This is a genomic window from Lysobacter sp. M2-1, assembly GCF_022662495.1.
GTDB lineage: Bacteria > Pseudomonadota > Gammaproteobacteria > Xanthomonadales > Xanthomonadaceae > JAKPBU01.
Map to the genome: position 1 here is coordinate 1,332,062 of NZ_JAKPBU010000001.1, position 20,102 is coordinate 1,352,163.

At 68.2% G+C, this 20,102-nt stretch carries 20 protein-coding genes; 12 read left to right on the forward strand and 8 right to left on the reverse strand.

Features of this window, described 5'->3' with window-relative positions; translation table 11 throughout:
• Positions 1-523 precede the first annotated feature (523 nt).
• A complete protein-coding gene (locus MC375_RS05850; RefSeq protein ID WP_242102355.1) occupies positions 524-1,027 on the forward strand; it encodes a YetF domain-containing protein in 504 nt (167 codons plus the stop codon).
• A 9-nt stretch (positions 1,028-1,036) separates the two neighbouring features.
• Here MC375_RS05850 and MC375_RS05855 read toward each other — a convergent pair whose 3' ends face one another.
• Positions 1,037-1,255 carry a twin transmembrane helix small protein gene (locus tag MC375_RS05855; RefSeq protein ID WP_242102356.1) on the reverse strand — a complete coding sequence of 73 codons (219 nt, stop codon included), beginning with the start codon at positions 1,253-1,255 and terminating at the stop codon, positions 1,037-1,039.
• Between the two features lie 83 nt (positions 1,256-1,338).
• On the opposite strand from MC375_RS05855, the gene MC375_RS05860 reads away from it, so the two are divergent.
• From MC375_RS05860 to MC375_RS05880, 5 genes are all read left to right on the forward strand, one after another.
• Positions 1,339-2,061 (forward strand): SURF1 family protein, encoded by a 723-nt coding sequence (locus MC375_RS05860; protein ID WP_242102357.1) that lies wholly within the window; start codon positions 1,339-1,341, stop codon positions 2,059-2,061.
• Positions 2,058-2,624, forward strand: a complete 567-nt coding sequence (locus MC375_RS05865) for a hypothetical protein (protein WP_242102358.1) — start codon at positions 2,058-2,060, stop codon at positions 2,622-2,624. The genes MC375_RS05860 and MC375_RS05865 overlap by 4 nt, the downstream gene beginning before the upstream one ends.
• A 10-nt stretch (positions 2,625-2,634) precedes the next feature.
• Complete coding sequence (locus MC375_RS05870) at positions 2,635-3,834, forward strand: COX15/CtaA family protein (RefSeq protein ID WP_242102359.1); 1,200 nt, start codon at positions 2,635-2,637, stop codon at positions 3,832-3,834.
• 210 nt (positions 3,835-4,044) lie between these two features.
• A complete protein-coding gene (gene cyoE / locus MC375_RS05875) occupies positions 4,045-4,989 on the forward strand; it encodes a heme o synthase (RefSeq protein WP_242102360.1) in 945 nt (314 codons plus the stop codon).
• A 122-nt stretch (positions 4,990-5,111) separates the two neighbouring features.
• Positions 5,112-7,229 (forward strand): TonB-dependent siderophore receptor, encoded by a 2,118-nt coding sequence (locus tag MC375_RS05880; RefSeq protein ID WP_242102361.1) that lies wholly within the window; start codon positions 5,112-5,114, stop codon positions 7,227-7,229.
• Between the two features lie 110 nt (positions 7,230-7,339).
• Here MC375_RS05880 and MC375_RS05885 read toward each other — a convergent pair whose 3' ends face one another.
• The 3 genes from MC375_RS05885 to MC375_RS05895 all read right to left on the reverse strand — a co-directional run bounded on the left by MC375_RS05885 (position 7,340) and on the right by MC375_RS05895 (position 10,232).
• On the reverse strand, positions 7,340-7,729 hold the full coding sequence (locus tag MC375_RS05885; protein ID WP_242102362.1) for a hypothetical protein: 390 nt from the start codon (positions 7,727-7,729) through the stop codon (positions 7,340-7,342).
• A gap of 52 nt (positions 7,730-7,781) precedes the next feature.
• Positions 7,782-9,029 (reverse strand): DNA/RNA non-specific endonuclease, encoded by a 1,248-nt coding sequence (locus tag MC375_RS05890; RefSeq protein WP_242102363.1) that lies wholly within the window; start codon positions 9,027-9,029, stop codon positions 7,782-7,784.
• A 303-nt stretch (positions 9,030-9,332) separates the two neighbouring features.
• Positions 9,333-10,232 (reverse strand): hypothetical protein, encoded by a 900-nt coding sequence (locus MC375_RS05895; RefSeq protein WP_242102364.1) that lies wholly within the window; start codon positions 10,230-10,232, stop codon positions 9,333-9,335.
• Positions 10,233-10,632: 400 nt separating this feature from the next.
• On the opposite strand from MC375_RS05895, the gene MC375_RS05900 reads away from it, so the two are divergent.
• Both MC375_RS05900 and MC375_RS05905 read left to right on the forward strand, forming a co-directional pair.
• Positions 10,633-11,883 carry an FG-GAP-like repeat-containing protein gene (locus tag MC375_RS05900; protein WP_242102365.1) on the forward strand — a complete coding sequence of 417 codons (1,251 nt, stop codon included), beginning with the start codon at positions 10,633-10,635 and terminating at the stop codon, positions 11,881-11,883.
• Between the two features lie 507 nt (positions 11,884-12,390).
• The gene (locus MC375_RS05905) at positions 12,391-13,527 is read left to right on the forward strand and encodes a membrane dipeptidase (protein ID WP_242102366.1); all 1,137 of its coding nucleotides are present in this window, start codon (positions 12,391-12,393) and stop codon (positions 13,525-13,527) included.
• A gap of 77 nt (positions 13,528-13,604) precedes the next feature.
• On the opposite strand, the gene dnaG is transcribed toward MC375_RS05905, so the two are convergent.
• Positions 13,605-15,323: a DNA primase gene (dnaG, locus tag MC375_RS05910; protein WP_242102367.1), complete on the reverse strand. Its 1,719-nt coding sequence runs from the start codon at positions 15,321-15,323 to the stop codon at positions 13,605-13,607.
• 127 nt (positions 15,324-15,450) lie between these two features.
• Between dnaG and MC375_RS05915 the strand changes: the two genes are divergently transcribed.
• Positions 15,451-16,338: a Vps62-related protein gene (locus tag MC375_RS05915; RefSeq protein WP_242102368.1), complete on the forward strand. Its 888-nt coding sequence runs from the start codon at positions 15,451-15,453 to the stop codon at positions 16,336-16,338.
• Between the two features lie 3 nt (positions 16,339-16,341).
• Here MC375_RS05915 and MC375_RS05920 read toward each other — a convergent pair whose 3' ends face one another.
• The 3 genes from MC375_RS05920 to rpsU all read right to left on the reverse strand — a co-directional run bounded on the left by MC375_RS05920 (position 16,342) and on the right by rpsU (position 18,134).
• Complete coding sequence (locus MC375_RS05920; RefSeq protein ID WP_345779260.1) at positions 16,342-17,202, reverse strand: YihY/virulence factor BrkB family protein; 861 nt, start codon at positions 17,200-17,202, stop codon at positions 16,342-16,344.
• A 67-nt stretch (positions 17,203-17,269) separates the two neighbouring features.
• On the reverse strand, positions 17,270-17,716 hold the full coding sequence (locus MC375_RS05925) for a GatB/YqeY domain-containing protein (RefSeq protein ID WP_242102370.1): 447 nt from the start codon (positions 17,714-17,716) through the stop codon (positions 17,270-17,272).
• A 202-nt stretch (positions 17,717-17,918) separates the two neighbouring features.
• Entirely contained in the window at positions 17,919-18,134 is a 216-nt protein-coding gene (gene rpsU, locus MC375_RS05930) for a 30S ribosomal protein S21 (protein ID WP_056134345.1), read from the reverse strand.
• 146 nt (positions 18,135-18,280) lie between these two features.
• On the opposite strand from rpsU, the gene tsaD reads away from it, so the two are divergent.
• Genes tsaD through MC375_RS05945 form a run of 3 tightly spaced genes read left to right on the forward strand, consistent with a single transcriptional unit; the run spans position 18,281 to position 20,099 of the window.
• On the forward strand, positions 18,281-19,339 hold the full coding sequence (gene tsaD, locus MC375_RS05935; protein ID WP_242102371.1) for a tRNA (adenosine(37)-N6)-threonylcarbamoyltransferase complex transferase subunit TsaD: 1,059 nt from the start codon (positions 18,281-18,283) through the stop codon (positions 19,337-19,339).
• 12 nt (positions 19,340-19,351) lie between these two features.
• The gene (gene folB / locus MC375_RS05940; protein WP_242102372.1) at positions 19,352-19,702 is read left to right on the forward strand and encodes a dihydroneopterin aldolase; all 351 of its coding nucleotides are present in this window, start codon (positions 19,352-19,354) and stop codon (positions 19,700-19,702) included.
• On the forward strand, positions 19,686-20,099 hold the full coding sequence (locus MC375_RS05945; RefSeq protein ID WP_242102373.1) for a 2-amino-4-hydroxy-6-hydroxymethyldihydropteridine diphosphokinase: 414 nt from the start codon (positions 19,686-19,688) through the stop codon (positions 20,097-20,099). Before folB ends, MC375_RS05945 begins: the two co-directional genes overlap by 17 nt.
• The last annotated feature ends 3 nt before the right edge of the window (positions 20,100-20,102 follow it).

Consider the following 20,102-nt stretch of genomic DNA (forward strand, 5'->3'; position numbering starts at 1 on the left):
TTGCAGGTAAACCCCGGCTGAACCCAACAAATTCTTAACCTACGCCTTCACGAACTATCAATCCGCGGGGTGGTCAGATATGCCGCGACGGATGCAACGTTCGTCGCTGATCTCTCCCTCCCCTGGAGTGATCCCGGAACGGCAAGCCCCTCCCCAGGCTCCGTTCCCCGAGCCCCGCCGGCCCCCCCTGCCAGCGGGGCTTTTTATTGGGCTACGCCCAATAAAAACCCAAGGTTTGCGTTGCAAACCTTGGGCCCCGCTATGTGCTTCCAATCCCCGCGCCTTCGGCGCGCCCCCTTACTAAGGGGGCTCTTCTCCTTGATGCGCAGGGAGAACACGGTAGCTGCGCTCACCTCGTGTCCCGCATCGCTTCCAATTCCTCGACGCTGTCGCCGTGCCCTTGCTAAGAGGGCTCTCAACAATGCCGTCATCCCCGCGCAAGCGGGGATCCAGGGACGCTAGCCCTTCAAAAATCGGATGCCCTTGGGGTTACCGTTGGCGCAATCCCCGCCGAGGATGGGCCATGTCCGATCTGTTCCAGCTTTCCGCGCCGTGGTGGCACTTCGTGCTGCGCGCAGTGGCGGTGTATCTGATGGTGATGGTGCTGATGCGGGTGTCGGGCAAGCGCGCGGTGGGGCAGTTCACGCCGTTCGATCTGGTGCTGCTGATCCTGATCGGGAACGCGGTGCAGAACGGAATCAATGGCGGCGACAATTCGCTGACCGGCGCGTTTGTGATGGCTGGCACGCTGATCGCGCTGAACTACGCGGTGGCGTTCGCCACATCGCGCAGCCGGCGCGCGGAACAGATCATCGAGGGCGTGCCGGTGGTGGTGGCGCGCGACGGCAAACTGTTCGAACAGGTGCTGCGGCGCGAGCTGGTCAGCCGCGACGACTTCGACGAGGCCTTGCGCACCAGCGGCGTGCGCCATCTGCACCAGGTCGGGATCGCGCTGCTCGAGACCAACGGCCGGATCAGCGTGGTGCAGAAGGAAGCGAGCGCCGGCGACGCGCAACCGGCCCGCTAGAATGGCGTGCTAACGACCCACGCCGTGTGGCGTGATCCATCCCATCCAGATCGACAGGACCACCATCAGGATCAGGGCCACCGACAGGCCGATGCGGCGGGTGAGCGCGTTGACCGTGCGTTTGGTCTGGCCCTTGTCGACCAGCATGTAATACAGGCCGGCGCCCAGGTTCCACAGGATCAGCAACAGGAACGCGATGATCAGCAGCGTCTTCAGCGAGTCGCTCATGTCTGGCTCCGGCGAGCGGGTCGAATGACGCCATTATCCGCGCAATCTGGCCCATCCTGCCGTGCGGTGGCCGGGGACCGGGCGTGAGCCGCCGCCGCACCCTGGCGGCCGGATGGTCGCTCGCCGTGCTGGCGATCGCGGCGTTCGCCTCTCTGGGACGCTGGCAGCTGGCGCGCATGCACGAGAAGCAGGCAATGCTGGACGCCGTGCAGCACGTGCTCGATGCGCGCCGCGCGCAGCCGCTCGCGAGCGCGGGCGACACGCAGCGTGCGCGCGACTACGACTGGGCCGAAGGCGAGGGCACCTTTGCGGCCGCGCCGCCGGTGCTGCTCGACAACCAGTCGCGCGACCAGCGCCCCGGCGTGCGCGCCTATCGCCTGTTCCTCGCGCGGGATGGGTCGCGCCTGCTGGTGGAGCTGGGCTGGCTGCCGCTCGCCGGCGACCGGCGCATGCCGGCGGTGGCAGCGGTACCCGGCCCGAGGCGCATCCGCGGCCTGCTGATGCCGCCCCCGTCGCCCGGGCTGGCGGCTGCGGTCGCCGCCCGCCAGGCCGATGGCACAATAGTCACCACCGCCGTGGACGCGGACGACGTTGCGGCCCTGCTCGGGACGCCCGCGTTGCCGCCGCGGGTACTGCGGCTGGATCCCGCGCTCCCGCTTGGTTACGCCCGCGACCTCGACATCCTTCCCAACACCCTGCCGCCGCAGCGGCACCTCGGTTATGCGGTGCAGTGGTTTGCGCTGGCCGCTGCGGTGCTCGCCACCGCGCTGCTGCTGACCTTCCGCAAGCCACGCCCAACCCGATGACCCAGCCCGTTCCGGAACTTCGCCGTCGCAACCGCAGGATGCTGCTGGCGCTCGCCGTGCTGTTCTTCGGCAGCTTCCTCGTCGCCGGCGCGCTGCGCTTTTCCGGCTGGCGCCCGGCCCAGCTGAAGAACCGGGGCGAGCTGCTGCAGCCGTATGGCGATCTGCGCAACGTGGTGCCACGGCTCGAGCGGGGCGGCGATTACGCGTGGGATCCGAAGGCGCGGCTGTGGCGCATTGCCGTGGCACCGCCGGAGCGCTGCGGCGCGCCCTGCGTGGAACTGGCGGGGCAGCTGGAGACGGTATGGCAGCTGTTTGGCCGCGATGCCGACCGGGTGCATCTGCTGTGGATCGGCGCGGCGCCGGACAGCGCCCGCAACCATCCCGCCGCCCGACTGCTGCAGGACGACCCAGCCCTGCGCGCGCAGCTGCCGCGCCTGCGCGATCCGGCCGGCGTGCCGGTGTACGTGATCGATCCCAATGGCTTCGTCATCCTGCGTTACGCGCCCGGCTTCGATCCGGCCGACCTGCGCACCGACGTGGCGCGGCTGCTCAAGCTGAGATGACATGGCGCGCATGATCCGATCCGCCCCGCAGCGGGTTCGCCCTTATCGCCACTTCCACCGCATCGCCTGGCTTGCGGTCGCGCTGGCCCTGGGGGTGATCGTGTTCGGCGCCTTCGTGCGCCTGTCCAACGCCGGCCTGAGCTGCCCCGACTGGCCGACCTGCTACGGGCGTGCCGCCTGGCCAACGGCCGCGGCGCAGGCCGCCGACCATGCGGCGACCGCGATCCGCCCGGTGGAACCGCACAAGGCCTGGCGCGAACAGGTGCACCGGCACCTGGCTGCTACTTTGGGCCTGCTGGTCCTGGTGCTGGCCCTGCTGGCTGCGCGCCGGCAGCGCTTCGGCGTCGCCTGGATTCTCGGCGCGACGCTGCCGATCGCGCTCGGTATTCCGCTGTACATGCACGGACAACACGTGTTGGCCTTCGCACTGGCGGCCTTGGGCGAAAGCCTGCTGCTGGCGGCCGCGCTGCGCTGGTCGATCCCCGCGCCGGATGCGGCACAGGCCCCGTTGCCCGCCCCGAACACGGGCGAGGGCCTGGCGCCGGTGGCCGCACTGATCCTGATGGTGATCGTGTTCCAGGCCCTGCTCGGTATGTGGACGGTGACCTGGCTGCTCAAACCGGTGGTGGTTATGGGCCACCTACTAGGCGGGCTGCTCACGTTCGCTCTGCTCACCTGGATGGCGTGGCGCGCGACCGACGCGCCGATCCGCCTGGCCGAGGCGGTCGCACTGCGGCGCTGGGCGCTGGTGGTGCTGGCGCTGCTCGGGCTGCAGATCGCGCTGGGCGGCTGGACCAGCGCCAACTACGCCGCGCTGGCCTGCGGCAACGACTTCCCGCGCTGCGTGGGCCAGTGGTGGCCGCGCCACGATTTCCGCGAGGCTTTTGTGCTGTGGCGGGGCATCGGCGTGGACTACGAAGGCGGCGTGCTGGACGGCGAATCGCGCATCGCCATCCAGCTTGCGCACCGGATGATGGCGGTGGTCGCATTCGCCGCGCTGCTGGCCTTCGCCGTGCGGCTGTGGCGCAGCGCGGGCATGCGCGGCTGGGCGGCATTGCTGGCGCTGCTGGCCTGCGCCCAGGTCGCGCTGGGCATCGCCAACGTCAAGCTGCAGTTGCCGCTGACGATCGCGGTACTGCACAACGCCGGTGCGGCGGCGTTGCTGTTCGTGCTGGTCACGCTGCTGGCGCGCGTGCGCCGGCCGACGTGAGCATGTTTCGCAATAGGGTGCGCCCAGGCGCACCGCATCGCGGAGTCCGCACGGGCGGTGCGCCAGGGCGCACCCAGTGTTTGCCAAGGGGCGCGACAAGCCCCTGACCACAGCCCGCCCGAAGTGGGGGGGCCGCGGGCCCCCGCCTCGGGGGGGTGCGGGGGGGGGGGGGCCCCCCCCCCCCACCCTGTGTTGGCCATGGGGCGCGACATGCCAGTGACCACTGCCCGCCCGAAGTCGATGCCGCTGCGCAGCTACTGGGCGCTCACCAAGCCGCGCGTCGTCGCGCTGATCGTGTTCACCGCACTGGTGGGCATGTTCCTGGCGGTGCCGGGGTTGCCGCCATTGCGGCAGACGCTGTTCGGCCTGCTCGGCATCTGGCTGGCGGCCGCATCGGCCGCGGCGATCAACCATCTGATCGACCAGCGCATCGACAAGCTCATGGTGCGCACCGCCGACCGTCCGCTGGCGACCGGCTCGCTGCGGCCGGCACAGGTGCTGGCGTTCGCGGTGCTGTTGGGTGTGGCTTCGATGACGGTGCTGATCGCGCTGGTGAATCCGCTTACCGCCGCGCTCACTTTCGCCTCGCTGATCGGCTACGCGATCGTCTATACCGCCTGGCTCAAGCGCGCCACCCCGCAGAACATCGTGATCGGCGGCATCGCCGGCGCTGCGCCGCCGCTGCTGGGCTGGGCGGCGGTAACCGGCATGCACGGCGAATGGGATTGGGCGCATGCATTGCTGCTGGTGCTGATCGTGTTCGTGTGGACCCCACCGCATTTCTGGGCGCTGGCCATCTTCCGCCGCGAGGACTACGCGCGCGCGCTGGTGCCGATGCTGCCGGTCACCCACGGCGTGGAGTACACGCGCTGGCAGATCCTGCTGTACACCGTGCTGCTGATGGCGGCGACCGTGCTGCCATGGGCCACCGGCATGAGCGGCCTGTTCTATCTCGGCGGCGCATTGGTGCTCGGCGCGGTGTTCGTCTGGTACGCATGGAAACTGCTCGACCCGCCGGACGAACTGTTCGCGATGAAGGTCTTCAACTACTCCATCGTCTACCTGATGGCGCTGTTCGCCTTCCTGCTGCTCGACCACTGGCTGCTGCCATGGCTGCAGCCGACGCCGGTGTTCGAGTTGCGGGCGGCTGGCTAGCGACGTCACGGCGCTGATCTTCAAACGAGAATGTTTTGCATTTGAGAATGGTTCGCAATAAGATGCGCGCTCCGCGCCGGCGCTGAGCCGCTGCGCGGTTCTCGCTCCTGTAACGGACCATCATGGAACACCCACTCAAAGCGACGCCCCTGGCGTGCGCGATCCTCCTGGTGACTGGCCTGCCGATCGCCGCGCTGGCCGACGAAGCCGCCGCACCTGCAACCGACCTCGACCGCATCGTGGTCAGTGAAACCCGACCTACGGGATACGCACCGCCGCCCAGCTTCACCGGCACCGGCCTGACGCTGAGTCCGCGCCAGACCCCGCAGTCGGTCAGCGTGCTGACCCGCGAGCAGCTCGACGACTTCGGCCTGGACAACCTCAACGACGCGCTGGAGTCCACCACCGGCATCGGCGTGGAGCGGGTCGAGACCAGCCGCACCTACTACACCGCACGCGGCTTCGATATCACCAATTTCCAGTTCGATGGCATTGGCGTGCCGCTGCCCTATGGCATCCAGAATGGCGACATCGACACCACAGCCTTCGAGCGCATCGAGGTGCTGCGCGGTGCCAATGGGCTGATGTCGGGCACAGGCAATCCTTCGGCCACGATCAATTTCGTGCGCAAGCGACCCGGCGATGATTTCGCCGGCTCGGTCATGGCGACGTTCGGCAGCTGGGACCGCAAGCGTATCGAAGCGGATGTGTCATCGCCCCTCGGTAGCGGCGACGTGCGCGCACGCGCGGCGGCGGCATACGAGGACAGCGACAGCTATCTCGATCGCTACGCGCTGGAAAAGTCCGTCGCCTACGGCGTGGTCGAGGCAGACCTGGGCGAACGCACGCTGCTGACGGTGGGCGTCTCGTACCAGGACAACAACGCCGACAGCCCGCTGTGGGGCGCGCTGCCGCTGTACTACACCGATGGCACGCCGACCGACTACGACCGCAGCACCAGCACCGCGAGCGACTGGTCGTATTGGGACACGCGCGAGACGCGCGCCTTCGCCGAGCTGGCTCACGATTTTGGTAACGGCTGGACCCTTGAGGGCACGCTGACCCACCAAGACAAACGCGAGGACGCGGAAATCTTCTACGTCTATGGCACGCCGGATCGCGCGACCGGGCTGGGCCTGTTCTCGTATCCGTCGTCCTACGACAACAACGTGCGCTTCCTGTATGGCGATGTGCGCGCCAGCGGGATGTTCGCGATCGGCGGGCGGCGGCACGAGCTGGTATTCGGAGCGAGTTCCGCCGACGGCAACGTCCGCGAACTGTCTGGCTACGGCACCGACATCGGCACGCCGCTGCCGCCGCTGGAGCAATTCGACGGAGGTTATCCGAAGCCGTCGTTCGATGCGTTCTCCGATGGATCGGACTTCGACTTCCGCCGCGAGACGCTCTACGCCACCGCGCGCTGGAACCTGGCGGACGCGTTCAAGCTGATCACCGGCGCGAACCATGCCCGCGTGCGCATGGACGGCAGCGGCTACGGCACGCCCAAGGCCACCGAAACCTCGCGCACCACGCCGTTCGTGGGCGCGGTGTGGGACTTCGCACAGAGCTACTCGCTGTATGCGAGCCATGGCGGGATCTTCGCCCAGCAGACCGAGCTGGACGCGAACGGTGCGCCGCTGGATCCGATCGAAGGCACCAACACCGAGGCCGGCATCAAGGGCGAGTGGTTCGGCGGGCGCCTCAACGCGTCCGCATCGGCATTCCGCGTCGAGCAGGACCACCTGGCGCTGTACGCGGGCTTCGATCCGGAAACCGGGCGCTCGATCTACGAAGGGCAGGATGCGCGATCGAGCGGGTTCGAGCTGGACGTGGCCGGCCAGCTCGGCAGTATCTGGTCGCTGGCCGCCGGCTGGACCCGGCTCGACATCGAGGATGGCGACGGCAACGCGTCGCGCACCTATGTGCCGCGTTCGATGCTGCGTGCCTCGGCGGTGGCCCAGGTCGCGGTGGTGCCGGGCCTGCGCGTCGGCGGTTCGTTGCGCTGGCAGGACGGCATTCACCGCGAGGCCTTCCTGGCGGACGGTGCGGCGACCACGATACGCCAGGACAGCTATGCGATCGTCGGGCTGATGGCCGGCTATCGCGCGTCGAACGGCTGGGAAACCACGCTCAACCTCGACAATGTCACCGATGAGAAATACCTGCCGAGCCTGTACTGGGAGCAGGGCTATTACGCGGCACCACGCAACGTCTCACTGACGGTGGGCTATCGGTTCTGATGCGATTTCTCGCCCGCGTCGCAAGCGTATGTCCCGACCTCGCGACGCGCAGCGTAGCTGAGGACCACGTGCAAGCGGCGAGCGTCGCGTTGCAACTGAAACGAGGTGGCTCACTCCGTCCTTGACGGCCGGGCACGCTCGGCCACCTCGTTCAGCGTGTCGGACGCGATATCCCAGCGCTCGGGCCTGTCGTACTCGAATTCGGCATGCAGCTTGCGGGTGTCGCGGCGGATGCGGAATACGCAGGCATCCCACGGCGCCTTGTCCGCGATACGTGTTGCCTCGCGCAGTGCGTCGAGTGCCGGCCCCAGTGCTTCGGTTCGCGGAGTGGCGGCTTCAAAGCCGCCATCGTCGAGGTAGCGAAAGCCGCTGATCCGTCGGGCCAGGTCCGGTTCGCCATAGCGCACGATCAGGGCATAGCCGTCCCAGGGAGCTGCGTCGACGGCGGGGTCGCCCACCAGCAGCATCCCGATGCGGTCGATCAGCGCGTTCTTGTCCAATGCCGCTTTCCTGGTCGCGCCGGCCCGCAGTGCGTTGCTCGCGAGTGTGCCGTCAGGCATTGGCGGTGTCGATCATTTCCTCCATCCGCGATTCGGCGATCGCATCGAATGCCTGTCCGCCGCGGTTCTCGAACACGATCAGCGACGGGTCGTAGACCACGTTGCCGGTGGCGGGATCGATCACCTCGTAGTCGACCTGCACCTCGTCGGGGCGCCGCACGTCGTTGGGCGTCAGGTCGACGTCGATCCGCACTTCCATGCCGTTGGCCAGCCAGTCGCTCCATTCCTGTTCCATGCGCGCGTAGACGCGCTGGTTGAGGTTGCTTTCCTGCGGGAACATGTTGACCGCGCCGTGGCCGTTGACGAAGCGGTAGGCGATGATGTGGCCGACGTCGTCGCCGCTGCCCTTCATGTCGTTGTCGCTGCGGAACCGGCTTTGCGCGTTGGCCTCGATGCGGTCGGACTCGCGGCCGCCGCTGCCCGGCTCCCAGGTCAGCGTGGCTTCGGCCTCGGTCGGCCGGCCTTCGCCATCCAGAGTCCAGATCACGTCGTTGACCTCGCCCGAGCCGGATTCGGTCACGGTGCCGCGGATGCTGTCGCCTTCGACGTCCTCGACCGTGCCCACGGTGCCGTCGAGGAAGGTCCCGTGCAGCAGCATCGCGCTGTAGCCGGCCCGGTCGGCCCCGGCGGGGTCGGCCAGCATCACAGTGTGGCGGCTGAAATCCTCGCGATCGCCCGGAAGCGAGGACGGCCCGTGCTCGCGTGGCGCGTCGAACAGTGCGTTCGAACCGGTCATCACCCGTAGTTCGCCGTCCTCGGTCATTTCCAGCGACAAGCGCAGGTCGTCGATCGAGGCCAGGCCGTTGGCGTCGGCGAGCGCGCGGAAGCTTTCCTCCAGCGGCGTGCCGGCGTAGTCGCGGCCGTAGACCTCGATCCGCGTGCGCTCGGGAATGGTGGCAGGATCGAACGGGTTCACCGCGCGCATCTGCGCCGGCGTGGCGTTCTCGTTGCGCAGGGTCACATCAAACCTGACCGGTACGGTGGTGGTGCCCGTGCCGGGTGCGGACAGCTGCATCTCACCGCTGGCGGTGTAGCGGGTGTTCCACTGGTCTTCATGCTCGCCGGTGATGCGGACCGACTGCGCATCCAGATCGAAGTCGACTTCACCGGGATCCGCCTGCAGCAGGCCAGGCGACAGACCCTCGCTGGCGGGCTGCGCGAACAGATCGCGGAGCGGAGACGGCAGCTCGGCGTAAGGTGCAATCGGCGGCGGAAGGATATGGAACGCTTCGAAAGTCATCGCGGCGCGTCGGAGGCGGTGTCTGAAGCCGTGCGCACCAAACTACAGGGCAGGGAGCGTCGGTGACATCTAGGACGAACCCGAGGTCAAGGGGAAATTTGGATGGCGATGCACGGCGATTGCCTGCGCTCGCCATCGCAACGCGTTGGAAGCTAGGGCAGGTTGTGGCGGGGTTTTTCTTGAAGCCGAACGCTTCGCCGACCGCAACACCGTGCTGTGCAACCCTCGGTCGACGTGCCGCCATTCAGTGAACGGTACCGTGCCCCGTCGCCGGGATCGTGGCCGCAGCGACCGGCCTTCACCTCAGTTCGCTTCGTAGCGCAGATGCAGACGCACGCTGGTGAGCGGATCGTTCTCCGTGGAGCGGTCGGGGTCGCGCTGTACCTGCAACGGCACGTAGACCACTTCCGCGCCCCAGCGCCAGCGCCTGCCGAAACCGCGTGTCGTGCCGAACGCAATGGCGGGCAGCACGTCCTTGGCGGTCAGGCGGGAGAGGTCATGCACGCCGTAGGTCAGAGCATCCACCTGCACCTCGGTTTCGACCCGCACGGCGGCCAGGCTGGCGTGCCATTGCCAGGCGCCGTGGCGCAGGGCCGGGGTCAGCTCGAGGCCGTAATAGTTGAGCCGAAGCCGGTCGTCCGACGGCGCCTGGCAGCCGTAGGGGTTGATGGTGCCGTCTTCGACGCCCGCCAGTTCGGCGGGGCAGGTGATGTCGCCGCTCACCGACCCGTGCTGGCCGAACAATCGGGCCGACAGCGAGAAATCGCCGCGCTCAAGCAGGAGCCGACCGATCGCCGCCGCGACCAGGGCGCGTGGGCGCGCGCCGTCGATTTCCACCGGCGGCGTATAGCCCAGTTCGGCGACCCAGCCGCCAGGCAACCCCAGCAGCCCGCGCAGGCGACCGATCACCGGCGACTTGTTGAGATCCTCGGACTTGGAGCCGCTGAACCCGACCCGCTGCTGCTGGTCGTTGAGGCTCGGGACATGTCCCAGTTCGACCGCAGCCGCCCATTGCCCGGGACGCAGCGTTGGGGTCTGTCCGAATCCCGTCATGAAACTGGTGGCGGTAAAGTAGTGCATCGCCCATGCCTCCGGGCGATCGGGATCCAGCTGTTCATTGCCGCGATGGATCGTCTGGGCACTCGCGATCGTGCTCACGCCAGACAGCAGTAGGGCCGACAGCAGGAAGGATCGTCCGCGCATTCCAGTTCCTTCTCCGTGGGCCGTGGCGATGATGCTACGGTCCGGCCCCTCCGTGCGCAGGTGCCACGGGCACTGGTCCCCCGCGCATAGGACCGTCGGTCAGATGAATGGCATGGCGGGCTGGCGGTGATATCCGGCGCGCGGCGACCGGCGTAAAGTCGGCAAATGGTGTCGACAATCGTGGCACCCAGCTGTGGCAGACGCGGTTCCAAACCCAATAACCGCTCCGAGGTGTGCCATGCGAATGACTGAGACGGTTTGCCCTCGTCTTCCTGCTGGCGATCGAGCGAAGCCAATGGCGACTGCCCTATCGCCGTCCGGTGCTGATAGCGATCATCGAGCTGACGAAAACGATCGCATCATTTGCCGTCGAGCCGGCCGTCGCCGCATAGGTGTCAGATTGTCGATCGCGGTCCTCGGGCTGTTGTTCCAGGCGGCGGCGTTCGCCGCGAATCACACCGTGACCGCGCGTTCCGACCTGACCTTTTCGCCGAGCAGCCTGACCATCACGGCGGGCGATACGGTCACTTTCCGGAATGGCGGCGGATTCCATAACGTGGTTTCCGATCCCGGATCGGTGACTTCATTTCGTTGTGCCAACGGCTGCGATGGTGCCGGTGGAAACGGGAATCTGAGCAGCCAGTCATGGTCGGCAACCGTGGCCTTCCCAACGGCAGGAGCCGTCGGTTATTTCTGTGAGGCGCATGGGTCGGCCGGTGGCGTGGGCATGTCTGGCAGGATCACCATCCAAGCCGCGCCAGTTACCACGCATTGGAGCGACTTCAACGGTGATTTCGATGCCGATGGTCGCTCGGACATCCTGTGGCGCAATGGCAGCACCGGGGCGAACGCGATCTGGCGCTCGGCCAACTCGACGACGCAGCAAGCGGTGCCCGTCGTGTCGACGAGCTGGCGGGCGGTGGGTTCGGGCGACTACAACGGCGACGGCCGTGCGGACATCCTGTGGCGCAATTTCAGCACCGGCGCCAACGTAATCTGGCGTTCGGCCAACCAGGCCACGCCCCAGGCGGTAACGGCGGTGGCCAACCAGGCGTGGGCCGTCGTCGCTTCGGGCGACTACAACGGCGACGGCCGCTCGGACATCCTGTGGCGCAATGGCAGCACCGGTGCAAACACGATCTGGCGCTCCGCCAATTCGGCGACACCACAGACGGTGCCTACCGTGTCAACGAACTGGCATGTGGTCGGTTCTGGCGACTACAACGGTGACGGTCGCTCGGACATCCTCTGGCGCAATTTCAGCACTGGGGTCAACGCGATCTGGCGTTCGGCCAACCAGACCACGCCGCAGGCGATAACGGCGGTGACCAGTCAGGCGTGGGCCGTCGTCGGCTCTGGCGACTACAACGGTGACGGTCGCTCGGACATCCTGTGGCGCAATGGCAGCACCGGCGCGAACACGATCTGGCGCTCGGCCAATTCGGCGACGCAGCAGACGGTGCCCGTCGTGTCGACGAACTGGCGGGTGGTCGGTTCGGGCGACTACAACGGTGACGGTCGCTCGGACATCCTTTGGCGTAGTTTCAGCACTGGCGCTAACGCGATCTGGCGTTCGGCCAATCAGGCAACGCCGCAGGCGGTGACGGCGGTGACCAACCAGGCGTGGGCGGTCATGGGCGCCGCGAACTAGCGTCCTCACGAACCGGACGCCATGATCCGGCGGGCGCTGCCCGCCGGATTGCGTGCCGTTCGCCGCTACGGCGCGAGCAGATGCCGCTACCAGAACAGGATGCTCGCCGAGTCGAACAGCTCGGCATTGCTCTTCTTGCGGAAGCCGTGGGTTTGGTCGTCGAACATCAGGAAACACAGGCTCACCGGGACCGCGCACGGCCTGCACGATCTGTTCGCCTTGGGTGTAAGACACGCGGGGAGCGACGTTCTGTAGCCGCGAAATGCGGTCGAACACCGCCTTAACTTCTAGGCACGCTCGTCGTCGTAAAGGACACGGTGCAGATTCCGGCGATAGTGCCCGCTTGGTCAGAAAGGGGGTGAAGTCGGAGATGCCGACCGCGTCGACGCCAGCGTTGATCCGCCGACCCCCGGCGACGGAATGGCGGCTAGCGCGGCCTCCCGCATGCGTTGCCGGGACGGCATGCGCTAGAGTCCGCCGTCGGGCGAGACCGGATCGGGGAAGCGCATGACGAGTCGACGCGCATTCGTGCAGGGAACAGGATGGGCCGCGCTGGCCGCGTTCACCGGCGTGCCGGCGATGGCCGCTGCCGCGCCGCGCTGGGCGCCGTATCGCGACACGATCTCGATCGACGCGCTGTCGGGCTCCGAGCTGTTCTATCTGCCCGAGGGCGACCCGGGCGTGCCCGCGGCGCTGCAGGCGCTGCGCGACAGCGGCATGACCGCGCTGATGGTCGCGCCCGCGCCGCAGGGCCAGTTCTGGTACACCGACGCCGCGTTCGAGAAGACCAAGCGCGAGATGGAAGCCTGGAAGGCGGTGGTCGCTCGCCATCCGGACGTGCTGACGCTCATCGGGGAGCATGGCGACCTGGAGCGCGCGCGCCGCGAACGCAAGGTCGGCGTGATCTTCACCTTCCAGGGCACCGAGCCGCTGGGCGAGGATCCCGACCGCATCCCGATGTTCCGCGCCATGGGTCTGCGCGTGCTGCAGCTGACCCACAACCGCCGCAACCTCATTGGCGATGGCTGCATGGAGCCGGGCAACGCCGGCCTGAGCAACCTGGGCCACCAGGTGGTGGAGCGGTTGAACGCGGAGAAGGTCGTGATCGACCTGGCGCACGGCTCGCAGCGCACCATCCGCGAGGCGATCCTGGCCTCGAAGGCGCCGGTGCTGATCGGGCACACCGGCTGTCGCGCGCTGGTGGACGTGCCGCGCCTGGTCCATGACGCGGAGCTGAAACTGATGGCCGACCGCGGCGGCGTGGCCGGCATCATCTTCTGGCCGTACCTGCGCGAACAGGGCCAGCAGACCGCGGCCGACGTGATCAGGCACATCGAACACGCGCTCAAGGTCTGCGGCGAGGACCACGTGGGCATCGGCACCGATATCAACCTGACCCCGGTCGACGTGACCCCGAACTACGCGCGCGAGAACACCGAGATGCTTAAGGGCATGATCGCCGACGGCATCTTCGAGAAAGGGCGCGATCCGAACCTGCTGCTGTTCGTGCCCGACCTCAATATGGCCAACCGCTTCGAGGTGCTCGCCGGCCTGCTCTCGGCGCGCGGGCATAGCGATGCGCGCATCGCCAAGATCCTGGGCGGCAACTTCGCACGGGTGATGGGCGAGGTCTGGGGCGGCTAGAGGCGGATCGGGCGTTCCGGACGCCATCGTCGAGGTTCTAAACGGCCCCGCCGACGTTCCGGCGCGTTGGATGCGGACTAGTGGCTGCGGCTGCTCAGCAGCGCGCGCAGCTCCTGCTTCTCGGCGTCGCTCAGTTCGGCCAGGCGCGACTGCAGTTCCTCGCGCCGCTGCTGCAGGGTCTGTGCATCGAGCTGCTCGATCGCGCCGAGCAGATCGGCGCGCCAACCCGCTTCATCGCCCGGGATCGCTTGGCTCGCCAGCTTCTGCAGCGCGGCGCTTTCTTCGCGTTCGGCGAAATGCTCGAGCAGCGCGCCGGTGGCGATGTCGGGGCGTGCATGGATGGTGTCGAGCATCTCCACCAGCAGTTCGACGCCCGGCTGACGCAGCTGCGCGAACGCGAACGGCGGGGTCACGGCCAGGCCGATCGCCGGACGCTGCAACAGCAGCGCGATGGCGCTGCGCACCAGGCTGCGGCGCGGGGTCCCCGAGGCCGCCTGCGACGGCCGCTGCGCCGGCACATGGGTCTGCGGCGCCGCGTTGCGTGCGCCCACGCCGGTCAGCTCGGTCAGGCGCTGCTGCATCAGGTCGCCGAAGGCGCCGTCGGGAATCTGCGCCAGCAGCGGCCTGGCCCGCTCGGCCAGGCGCGCCTTGCCGTCGAGCGTGGCCAGGTTGACGTCGCTGGAGAGTTCGTCGAAGAAGAACTGCGACAGCGGCGTGGCCTGCTGCAGGCGCGCATCGAAACCGGCGGCGCCTTCGTGGCGGACGATGGTGTCGGGGTCCTCGCCTTCGGGCAGGAACAGGAAGAACGCCTGGCGACCGTCGCGCATGCGCGGCAGCACCGATTCCATCGCCTTGCTCGCGGCGCGGCGGCCGGCGTTGTCGCCATCGAAGCAGAAGTACACGTCCGGTGCGTTGCGGAACAGCAGCTCGGCATGGTCGGGCGTGGTGGCGGTGCCGAGGGTGGCCACCGCTTCCAGGATGCCGTGCTGGGCCAGCGCGACCACGTCCATATAGCCCTCGACCACGATCAGCCGCGGGATCCTGGTATGCGTCTGCCGCACCTGCCACAGGCCATACAGTTCGCGGCCCTTGTGGAACAGTTCGGTTTCGGGCGAGTTGAGGTACTTGGGCGAATCTTCCGCATCCAGCACCCGCCCGCCGAAGGCGATCACCCGCCCGCGCCGGTCGTGGATCGGAAACATCACCCGGTCGCGGAACTTGTCGTAGGTGTTGCCCTTGTCGTTTTTCGAGAATAGGCCGGCGCGCTCAAGCAGCGACACCCGGCGCGCGTCGGTACCCAGCGCATCGCGCAGCGCGGAGAAGCTGTCGGGCGCGTAGCCGATCGCGAAGCGCTCGCGCGTGGCCGCGTCCACTTCGCGCCGGTCCAGGTAGGCGCGCGCCTTGTCGCTGGCGGTGAGCTGCTTGACGAAGAAGCGCGCGGCGGCTTCGAGCGCGGCGTAGAGGTCGCGGCTGTCGTTGTTCTCGTTGTGCTGGCGCGTATCGCGCGGCACTTCCAGGCCGGCACGCTTGGCCAGCTCCTCCACCGCATCGAGGAATTCCATGCGGTCGTAATTCATCAGGAAGCTGATCGCGGTGCCGTGCGCCCCGCAGCCGAAGCAGTGGTAGAACTGCTTGGTCGGCGAGACCGTGAACGAAGGCGATCGCTCGTCGTGGAACGGGCAGCGCGCCGAATATTCGCGGCCCTGTTTTTTCAGCGGGACGCGCGCGCCCACCACCTCGACGATGTCGCTGCGTGCGAGCAGTTCGTCGATGAAAGCGTCGGGAATGCGGGCCATGCCGACATGATCGCATCCGCTGCGTATTCATGCGGGTTGCCGCACGGGCCGACCTAGGGTCCTCCCGGATACAGCGGCGCGGAACCCGGCGCTAGCATCCGGCCATCCTCGCGTACCGGGAGTCGCTATGTCCGTCGCCCTCGATCCGGTCGGCTCCACCACCCCGGCCGCGCCCGCCGTCGACGACTTGTCGGCGCCGTACTGCCTGGGCCCGGCCCAGCAACAGGCACTGGCCGAACGCTACGCCCCGGTCCTGTACTTCCATCCGGACGAAGGCAATTTCCTGCAAGACCCCAATACCTTCCTCGAGCAGTCGACGCTGCGCCAGGAGCGCGATTTCTGGGGCGACAAGGAGCTGCACGGACTGGGCGATATTCCCGCCGACGAACTGCCGGAGATCGGCCCGGACAACGCCGATGCCGACGGCCAGATCTTCCTCGACCACCGCGAGGAGGATCTGGGCGATGGCGTGCGCGATGGCGACCTGGCCAACAGCCGCAACCTGTTCCTGTACGACTCCGGCACCAACACGCTCACCTACTACTTCTTCTACGCCTACAACGACGGTCCGCCGGGCCTGGGCGACGTGCAAAACCACGAGGGCGACTGGGAGCGGATCACGATCCAGCTGGATTCGGATTTCCAGCCGGTCGAAGTGCGCTACGGCGCGCACAACGGGCTGAACATCTCGCGCAGCTGGGCCGATGCGCCGCAGGAAGACGGGCGTCCGGTGGTCTATGTGGGCCAGGGCTCGCATGCCAGCTACCCCGAGCCCGGCGAATGGACCACCAACTTCCCGGGCGTGAACGACCAGGCCTCAAGCGATGGCATCCGCTTCGATCTCGCCGACCGGCCCACGGTGAACGTGACCAGCGAACCCTACTTCGGCAGCCACGTGCTCTGGGGCGAGCGCGGCAGCGCGCAGGAATTCGGGATCGGCGACACCAGCGGACCGACCGGGCCGTCGTGGGAGAAGGGGCCGATCACGGACGCCGACCCGCGCGAACCCGAATGAGGTTCAGCCCGACGGCGCGGCCGGAGGCGCCGCATTGGCCTGCGCGATCCGCCGTGCCCGCGCGCGCTCGTCGATCACCGCGGTGATCAGCGCGCCGCCGAAGAACACCACGGCGGCGTAATACATCCACACCAGCAGCAGCACCATCGCGCCCATCGAGCCGTAGGCGCTGCCGGGCGCGGCGCTGGCCAGGTAGATTCCGATCGCCCAGCGTCCCAGCACGAACAGGCCGGCGGTGATCAGTCCGCCGAACAGCGCCTGGCGCCAGCGCACGCGGCGATCCGGCAGGAAGTGGTAGAGCAGGGCGAAGGACAGCGCGTACAGGGCCAGCGACGCGAGCGAGCCGAACACCGGCAGCAGTGAGGGCATGCCCGCCAGGATCAGCTGCAGCAGGGTGCTGACCGCGGTCGCGACCAGCAGCAGGAAGCCCAGCGCCAGCACAACGCCGAAGGACAGTACGCGCTTGCGGATCCAGGCGCGGAGCCCCGGCAGGCGGGCGGCATCGGTGCGGAAGATCAGGTTGAGCGCGTCCTGCAGCCGGGCGAATACGGCGGTGGCGCCGACGAACAGCAGCAGGGTGCTCCACAGGCCGGCTATCGAACCGATCCCCGGCCGCTGGTCGGCATTGGCGATCACGGTGTCGGCCACCGACGCCGCCTCACGCCCGGCGAGCTCGCCCACCTGGTCCACGATCGCCTCCTGCGCCGAGCCGTAGAGCGAGGCGGTCAACCACAGCAGCAGCACCAGCAGCGGCGCCAGCGAGAGCAGCGCGTAGAACGCGAGCGAGGCGGCGTGGGTCAGGATGTCGAGTTCGATGAAGCGCCTGGCCAAGGCCACCGGCAGCGAGCCCTTGAGCCGGGCCAAGCGTCGTTCGCGACGCTGCGCGCGTTGGCGTTCCCGGGTCGGGGGCGGGACACCGGACAAGCAGCGCTCAGCCCGAGAGCTTCTGCTTGACCAGGGCCGAGACCTGGCCCATGTCGGCCTGGCCGGCGAGCTTGGGCTTGAGCGCTGCCATCAGCTTGCCCATGTCAGCCGGGCCGCTCGCACCGGTCTCGCCGATGGCCGCGTCGATGGCGGCCAGGATTTCGGCTTCGCCCAGCTTGGCCGGCAGGTAGCGTTCGATCACGCCGATCTCGGCGCGCTCGATCGCGGCCAGGTCCTCGCGATTGGCCTTCTCATACTGGTCCACCGAGTCCTTGCGCTGCTTGACCATCTTGTCCAGCACCGCGATCACCTGGGTGTCGTCCAGCTGGATGCGTTCGTCGACTTCCTTCTGCTTGATCGCGGCGTTGACCAGGCGGATCACACCCAGCGAGTCCTTGTCGCCGGACTTCATCGCGGCCTTCATGTCGTCGGTGAGGCGTTGCTTGAGGCTCATGGGATCTCCGTCACGTGGAAGGGATTCGTCCAACCCTCGTCGCCACGGGCGCGGCGGGACCGCGCGAAGGTCGGGAGGACAATCTGGGACCCGCAGGTTGCGCAGCAAACCACAGGCCTGTCATGCGCAGCATGAAAAAAGCCGGCAACGCTCGCGCGTGCCGGCTTTCCGGATCGTCAGGTCGGGCCTGGGCCCGTCGCGATCAGTACAGGCGCTGGCGCTTGGTGACGTCGCGCGAACTGCGGCGCGCCTGGCGCTTCACCGCGGCGGCGGCCTTGCGCTTGCGCTCCTGGGTCGGCTTCTCGTAGAACTCGCGCTTGCGGGTTTCGGCCAGCACGCCGGCCTTCTCGCAGGTGCGCTTGAAGCGGCGCAGGGCAAACTCGAAGGGCTCGTTTTCGCGGACTTTGACGCTGGGCATAGGAATCTCGGGTGGGTCGGAACAACCGGGCCTGGCCCGGCGAGCCGCGTATGATAACGGGGCGTCCTGTACAGGCGCAACCTGGCGGGCCGTCGCCTGCGGGCCCGGCTCTTTTCCCAGCCCCTAGCCTCCCCCGTATTGCGGTCATGAAAGTCCTCGGCATCGAAACCAGCTGCGACGAAACCGGCGTGGCCGTCTACGACACGTCCCGCAAGGGGGCCGACGGGCTGCTTGCGCATGCCGTCTACAGCCAGATCGCCCTGCACGCCGAGTACGGCGGGGTGGTGCCGGAGCTGGCCAGCCGCGACCACGTGCGCAAGCTGCTGCCCCTGATCCGCCAGACCCTGGGCGAGGCCGGCCTGGGCGTGGCGGACCTCGACGGCGTGGCCTATACCGCCGGGCCGGGCCTGGTCGGGGCGCTGCTGGTGGGGGCCGGGGTTGCCCGTTCCCTGGCCTGGGCCCTGGACGTGCCCGCGATCGGCGTGCACCACATGGAAGGGCATCTGCTGGCGCCGTTAATGGAGGACGATCCGCTGCGCGGGCCGCCCGAACCGCCGTTCGTGGCCCTGCTGGTCTCCGGCGGGCATACCCAGCTGGTCGCGGTGGAGGCCATCGGCCGCTACCGCCTGCTGGGCGAGACTCTGGACGACGCGGCCGGCGAGGCCTTCGACAAGACCGCCAAGCTGATGGGCCTGCCCTATCCGGGCGGTCCGCAGCTGGCCGCACTGGCGGAGCAGTCCGACAAGGCGCCGGGCCAGCCCGGCGCGTTCAGGTTCTCGCGGCCGATGACCGATCGGCCCGGCCTGGACTTCAGCTTCAGCGGGCTCAAGACCCAGGTGCTGCTGGCCTGGCGCGACAGCGACCAGAGCGAGACGACCAAGGCCGACATCGCGCGCGGTTTCGAGGACGCGGTGATCGACACCCTGGCGATCAAATGCGAGCGCGCGCTCGACGCCGCGGCTTGCGACGTGCTGGTGGTGGCCGGCGGCGTTGGCGCCAACCGGCGTCTGCGCGCAAAGCTCCAGCTCATGGCCGAACGCCGTGGCGGGCGCGTGTGCTTCCCGCGCCCGGCGTTGTGCACCGACAACGGCGCGATGATCGCCTTCGCCGGTGCGCTGCGCCTGCAGGCTGGGCAGCACGACGATGCCGCGGTGCACGTGACCCCGCGTTGGGACATGGCGAGCCTGCCGGCGGTCGCCGCCTAGATGGATCGGGTCTTGATCGAAGGCCTGCAGGTCGAAGCGCTGATCGGCGTGTATGCGCACGAGCGCGGCGCCGTGCAGCCGCTGCTGCTCGATATCGAACTGGGCTACGACAACCGCAAGCCGGCGGCCAGCGACGACGTCGCCGATACGCTCGACTATGCCGCGGTGTGCGCGCGCGTGCGCCAGCTGGTCGCGGAGCGCGAGCCGCAGTTGCTTGAAACCCTGGCCGAGGCGCTGGCCGCGGATTTGTTGCGCTCGTTCAACGCGATCACGGCGAAGGTGCGCATTCGCAAGCCGCTCGCGGCGGCGGCCCTGGGCGCGGCGTCGGTCGGAGTGGAGATCGTGCGTGACGCCGGCGACTAGCGGCGCGGAAGACACCGGCGCTGCAGAGCATGCGCTGGTGATCGGGTCCAATCGGCGCCGGGCCGCCAATATGCGCCATGCCCGGCGGCGGCTGCAGGAGCATTTCGAAGTCATGGACTGCGCCCCGGCGCGGCGCACGCGTGATGGCGACGGGGCGCGTTACCTCAATGCCGCGGTGCGCGTCCGTTCGGCCCTGCCGCCAACGGCGCTGCGAACGATCCTGCATGCGATCGAGGATGAAACCGGCCGCGCGCGCGGCGATGCCGCAGTGACCCTGGATATCGACCTGGTCGCCAGTCGCGATGCGCAGGGTCGGGTACAGGCGCACAAGCCGGACGACCTGCAGCGCGACTACGTGCGGGAACTGCTGGCGCAGATCGGCTTCGACCCGATGTAGGTC

Bases quoted from the DNA above. Each gene is read 5' to 3' on its own strand.
- cyoE (WP_242102360.1), top strand. From the start codon at position 4,045: ATGCCAGTGACCACTGCCCGCCCGAAGTCGATGCCGCTGCGCAGCTAC.
- MC375_RS05915 (WP_242102368.1), top strand. From the start codon at position 15,451: ATGTCCGTCGCCCTCGATCCGGTCGGCTCCACCACCCCGGCCGCGCCC.
- MC375_RS05890 (WP_242102363.1), bottom strand. From the start codon at position 9,029: ATGACTTTCGAAGCGTTCCATATCCTTCCGCCGCCGATTGCACCTTAC.
- MC375_RS05895 (WP_242102364.1), bottom strand. From the start codon at position 10,232: ATGCGCGGACGATCCTTCCTGCTGTCGGCCCTACTGCTGTCTGGCGTG.
- MC375_RS05905 (WP_242102366.1), top strand. From the start codon at position 12,391: ATGACGAGTCGACGCGCATTCGTGCAGGGAACAGGATGGGCCGCGCTG.
- MC375_RS05850 (WP_242102355.1), top strand. From the start codon at position 524: ATGTCCGATCTGTTCCAGCTTTCCGCGCCGTGGTGGCACTTCGTGCTG.
- dnaG (WP_242102367.1), bottom strand. From the start codon at position 15,323: ATGGCCCGCATTCCCGACGCTTTCATCGACGAACTGCTCGCACGCAGC.
- rpsU (WP_056134345.1), bottom strand. From the start codon at position 18,134: ATGCCCAGCGTCAAAGTCCGCGAAAACGAGCCCTTCGAGTTTGCCCTG.
- MC375_RS05925 (WP_242102370.1), bottom strand. From the start codon at position 17,716: ATGAGCCTCAAGCAACGCCTCACCGACGACATGAAGGCCGCGATGAAG.
- MC375_RS05870 (WP_242102359.1), top strand. From the start codon at position 2,635: ATGATCCGATCCGCCCCGCAGCGGGTTCGCCCTTATCGCCACTTCCAC.
- tsaD (WP_242102371.1), top strand. From the start codon at position 18,281: ATGAAAGTCCTCGGCATCGAAACCAGCTGCGACGAAACCGGCGTGGCC.
- MC375_RS05865 (WP_242102358.1), top strand. From the start codon at position 2,058: ATGACCCAGCCCGTTCCGGAACTTCGCCGTCGCAACCGCAGGATGCTG.
- MC375_RS05855 (WP_242102356.1), bottom strand. From the start codon at position 1,255: ATGAGCGACTCGCTGAAGACGCTGCTGATCATCGCGTTCCTGTTGCTG.
- MC375_RS05880 (WP_242102361.1), top strand. From the start codon at position 5,112: ATGGAACACCCACTCAAAGCGACGCCCCTGGCGTGCGCGATCCTCCTG.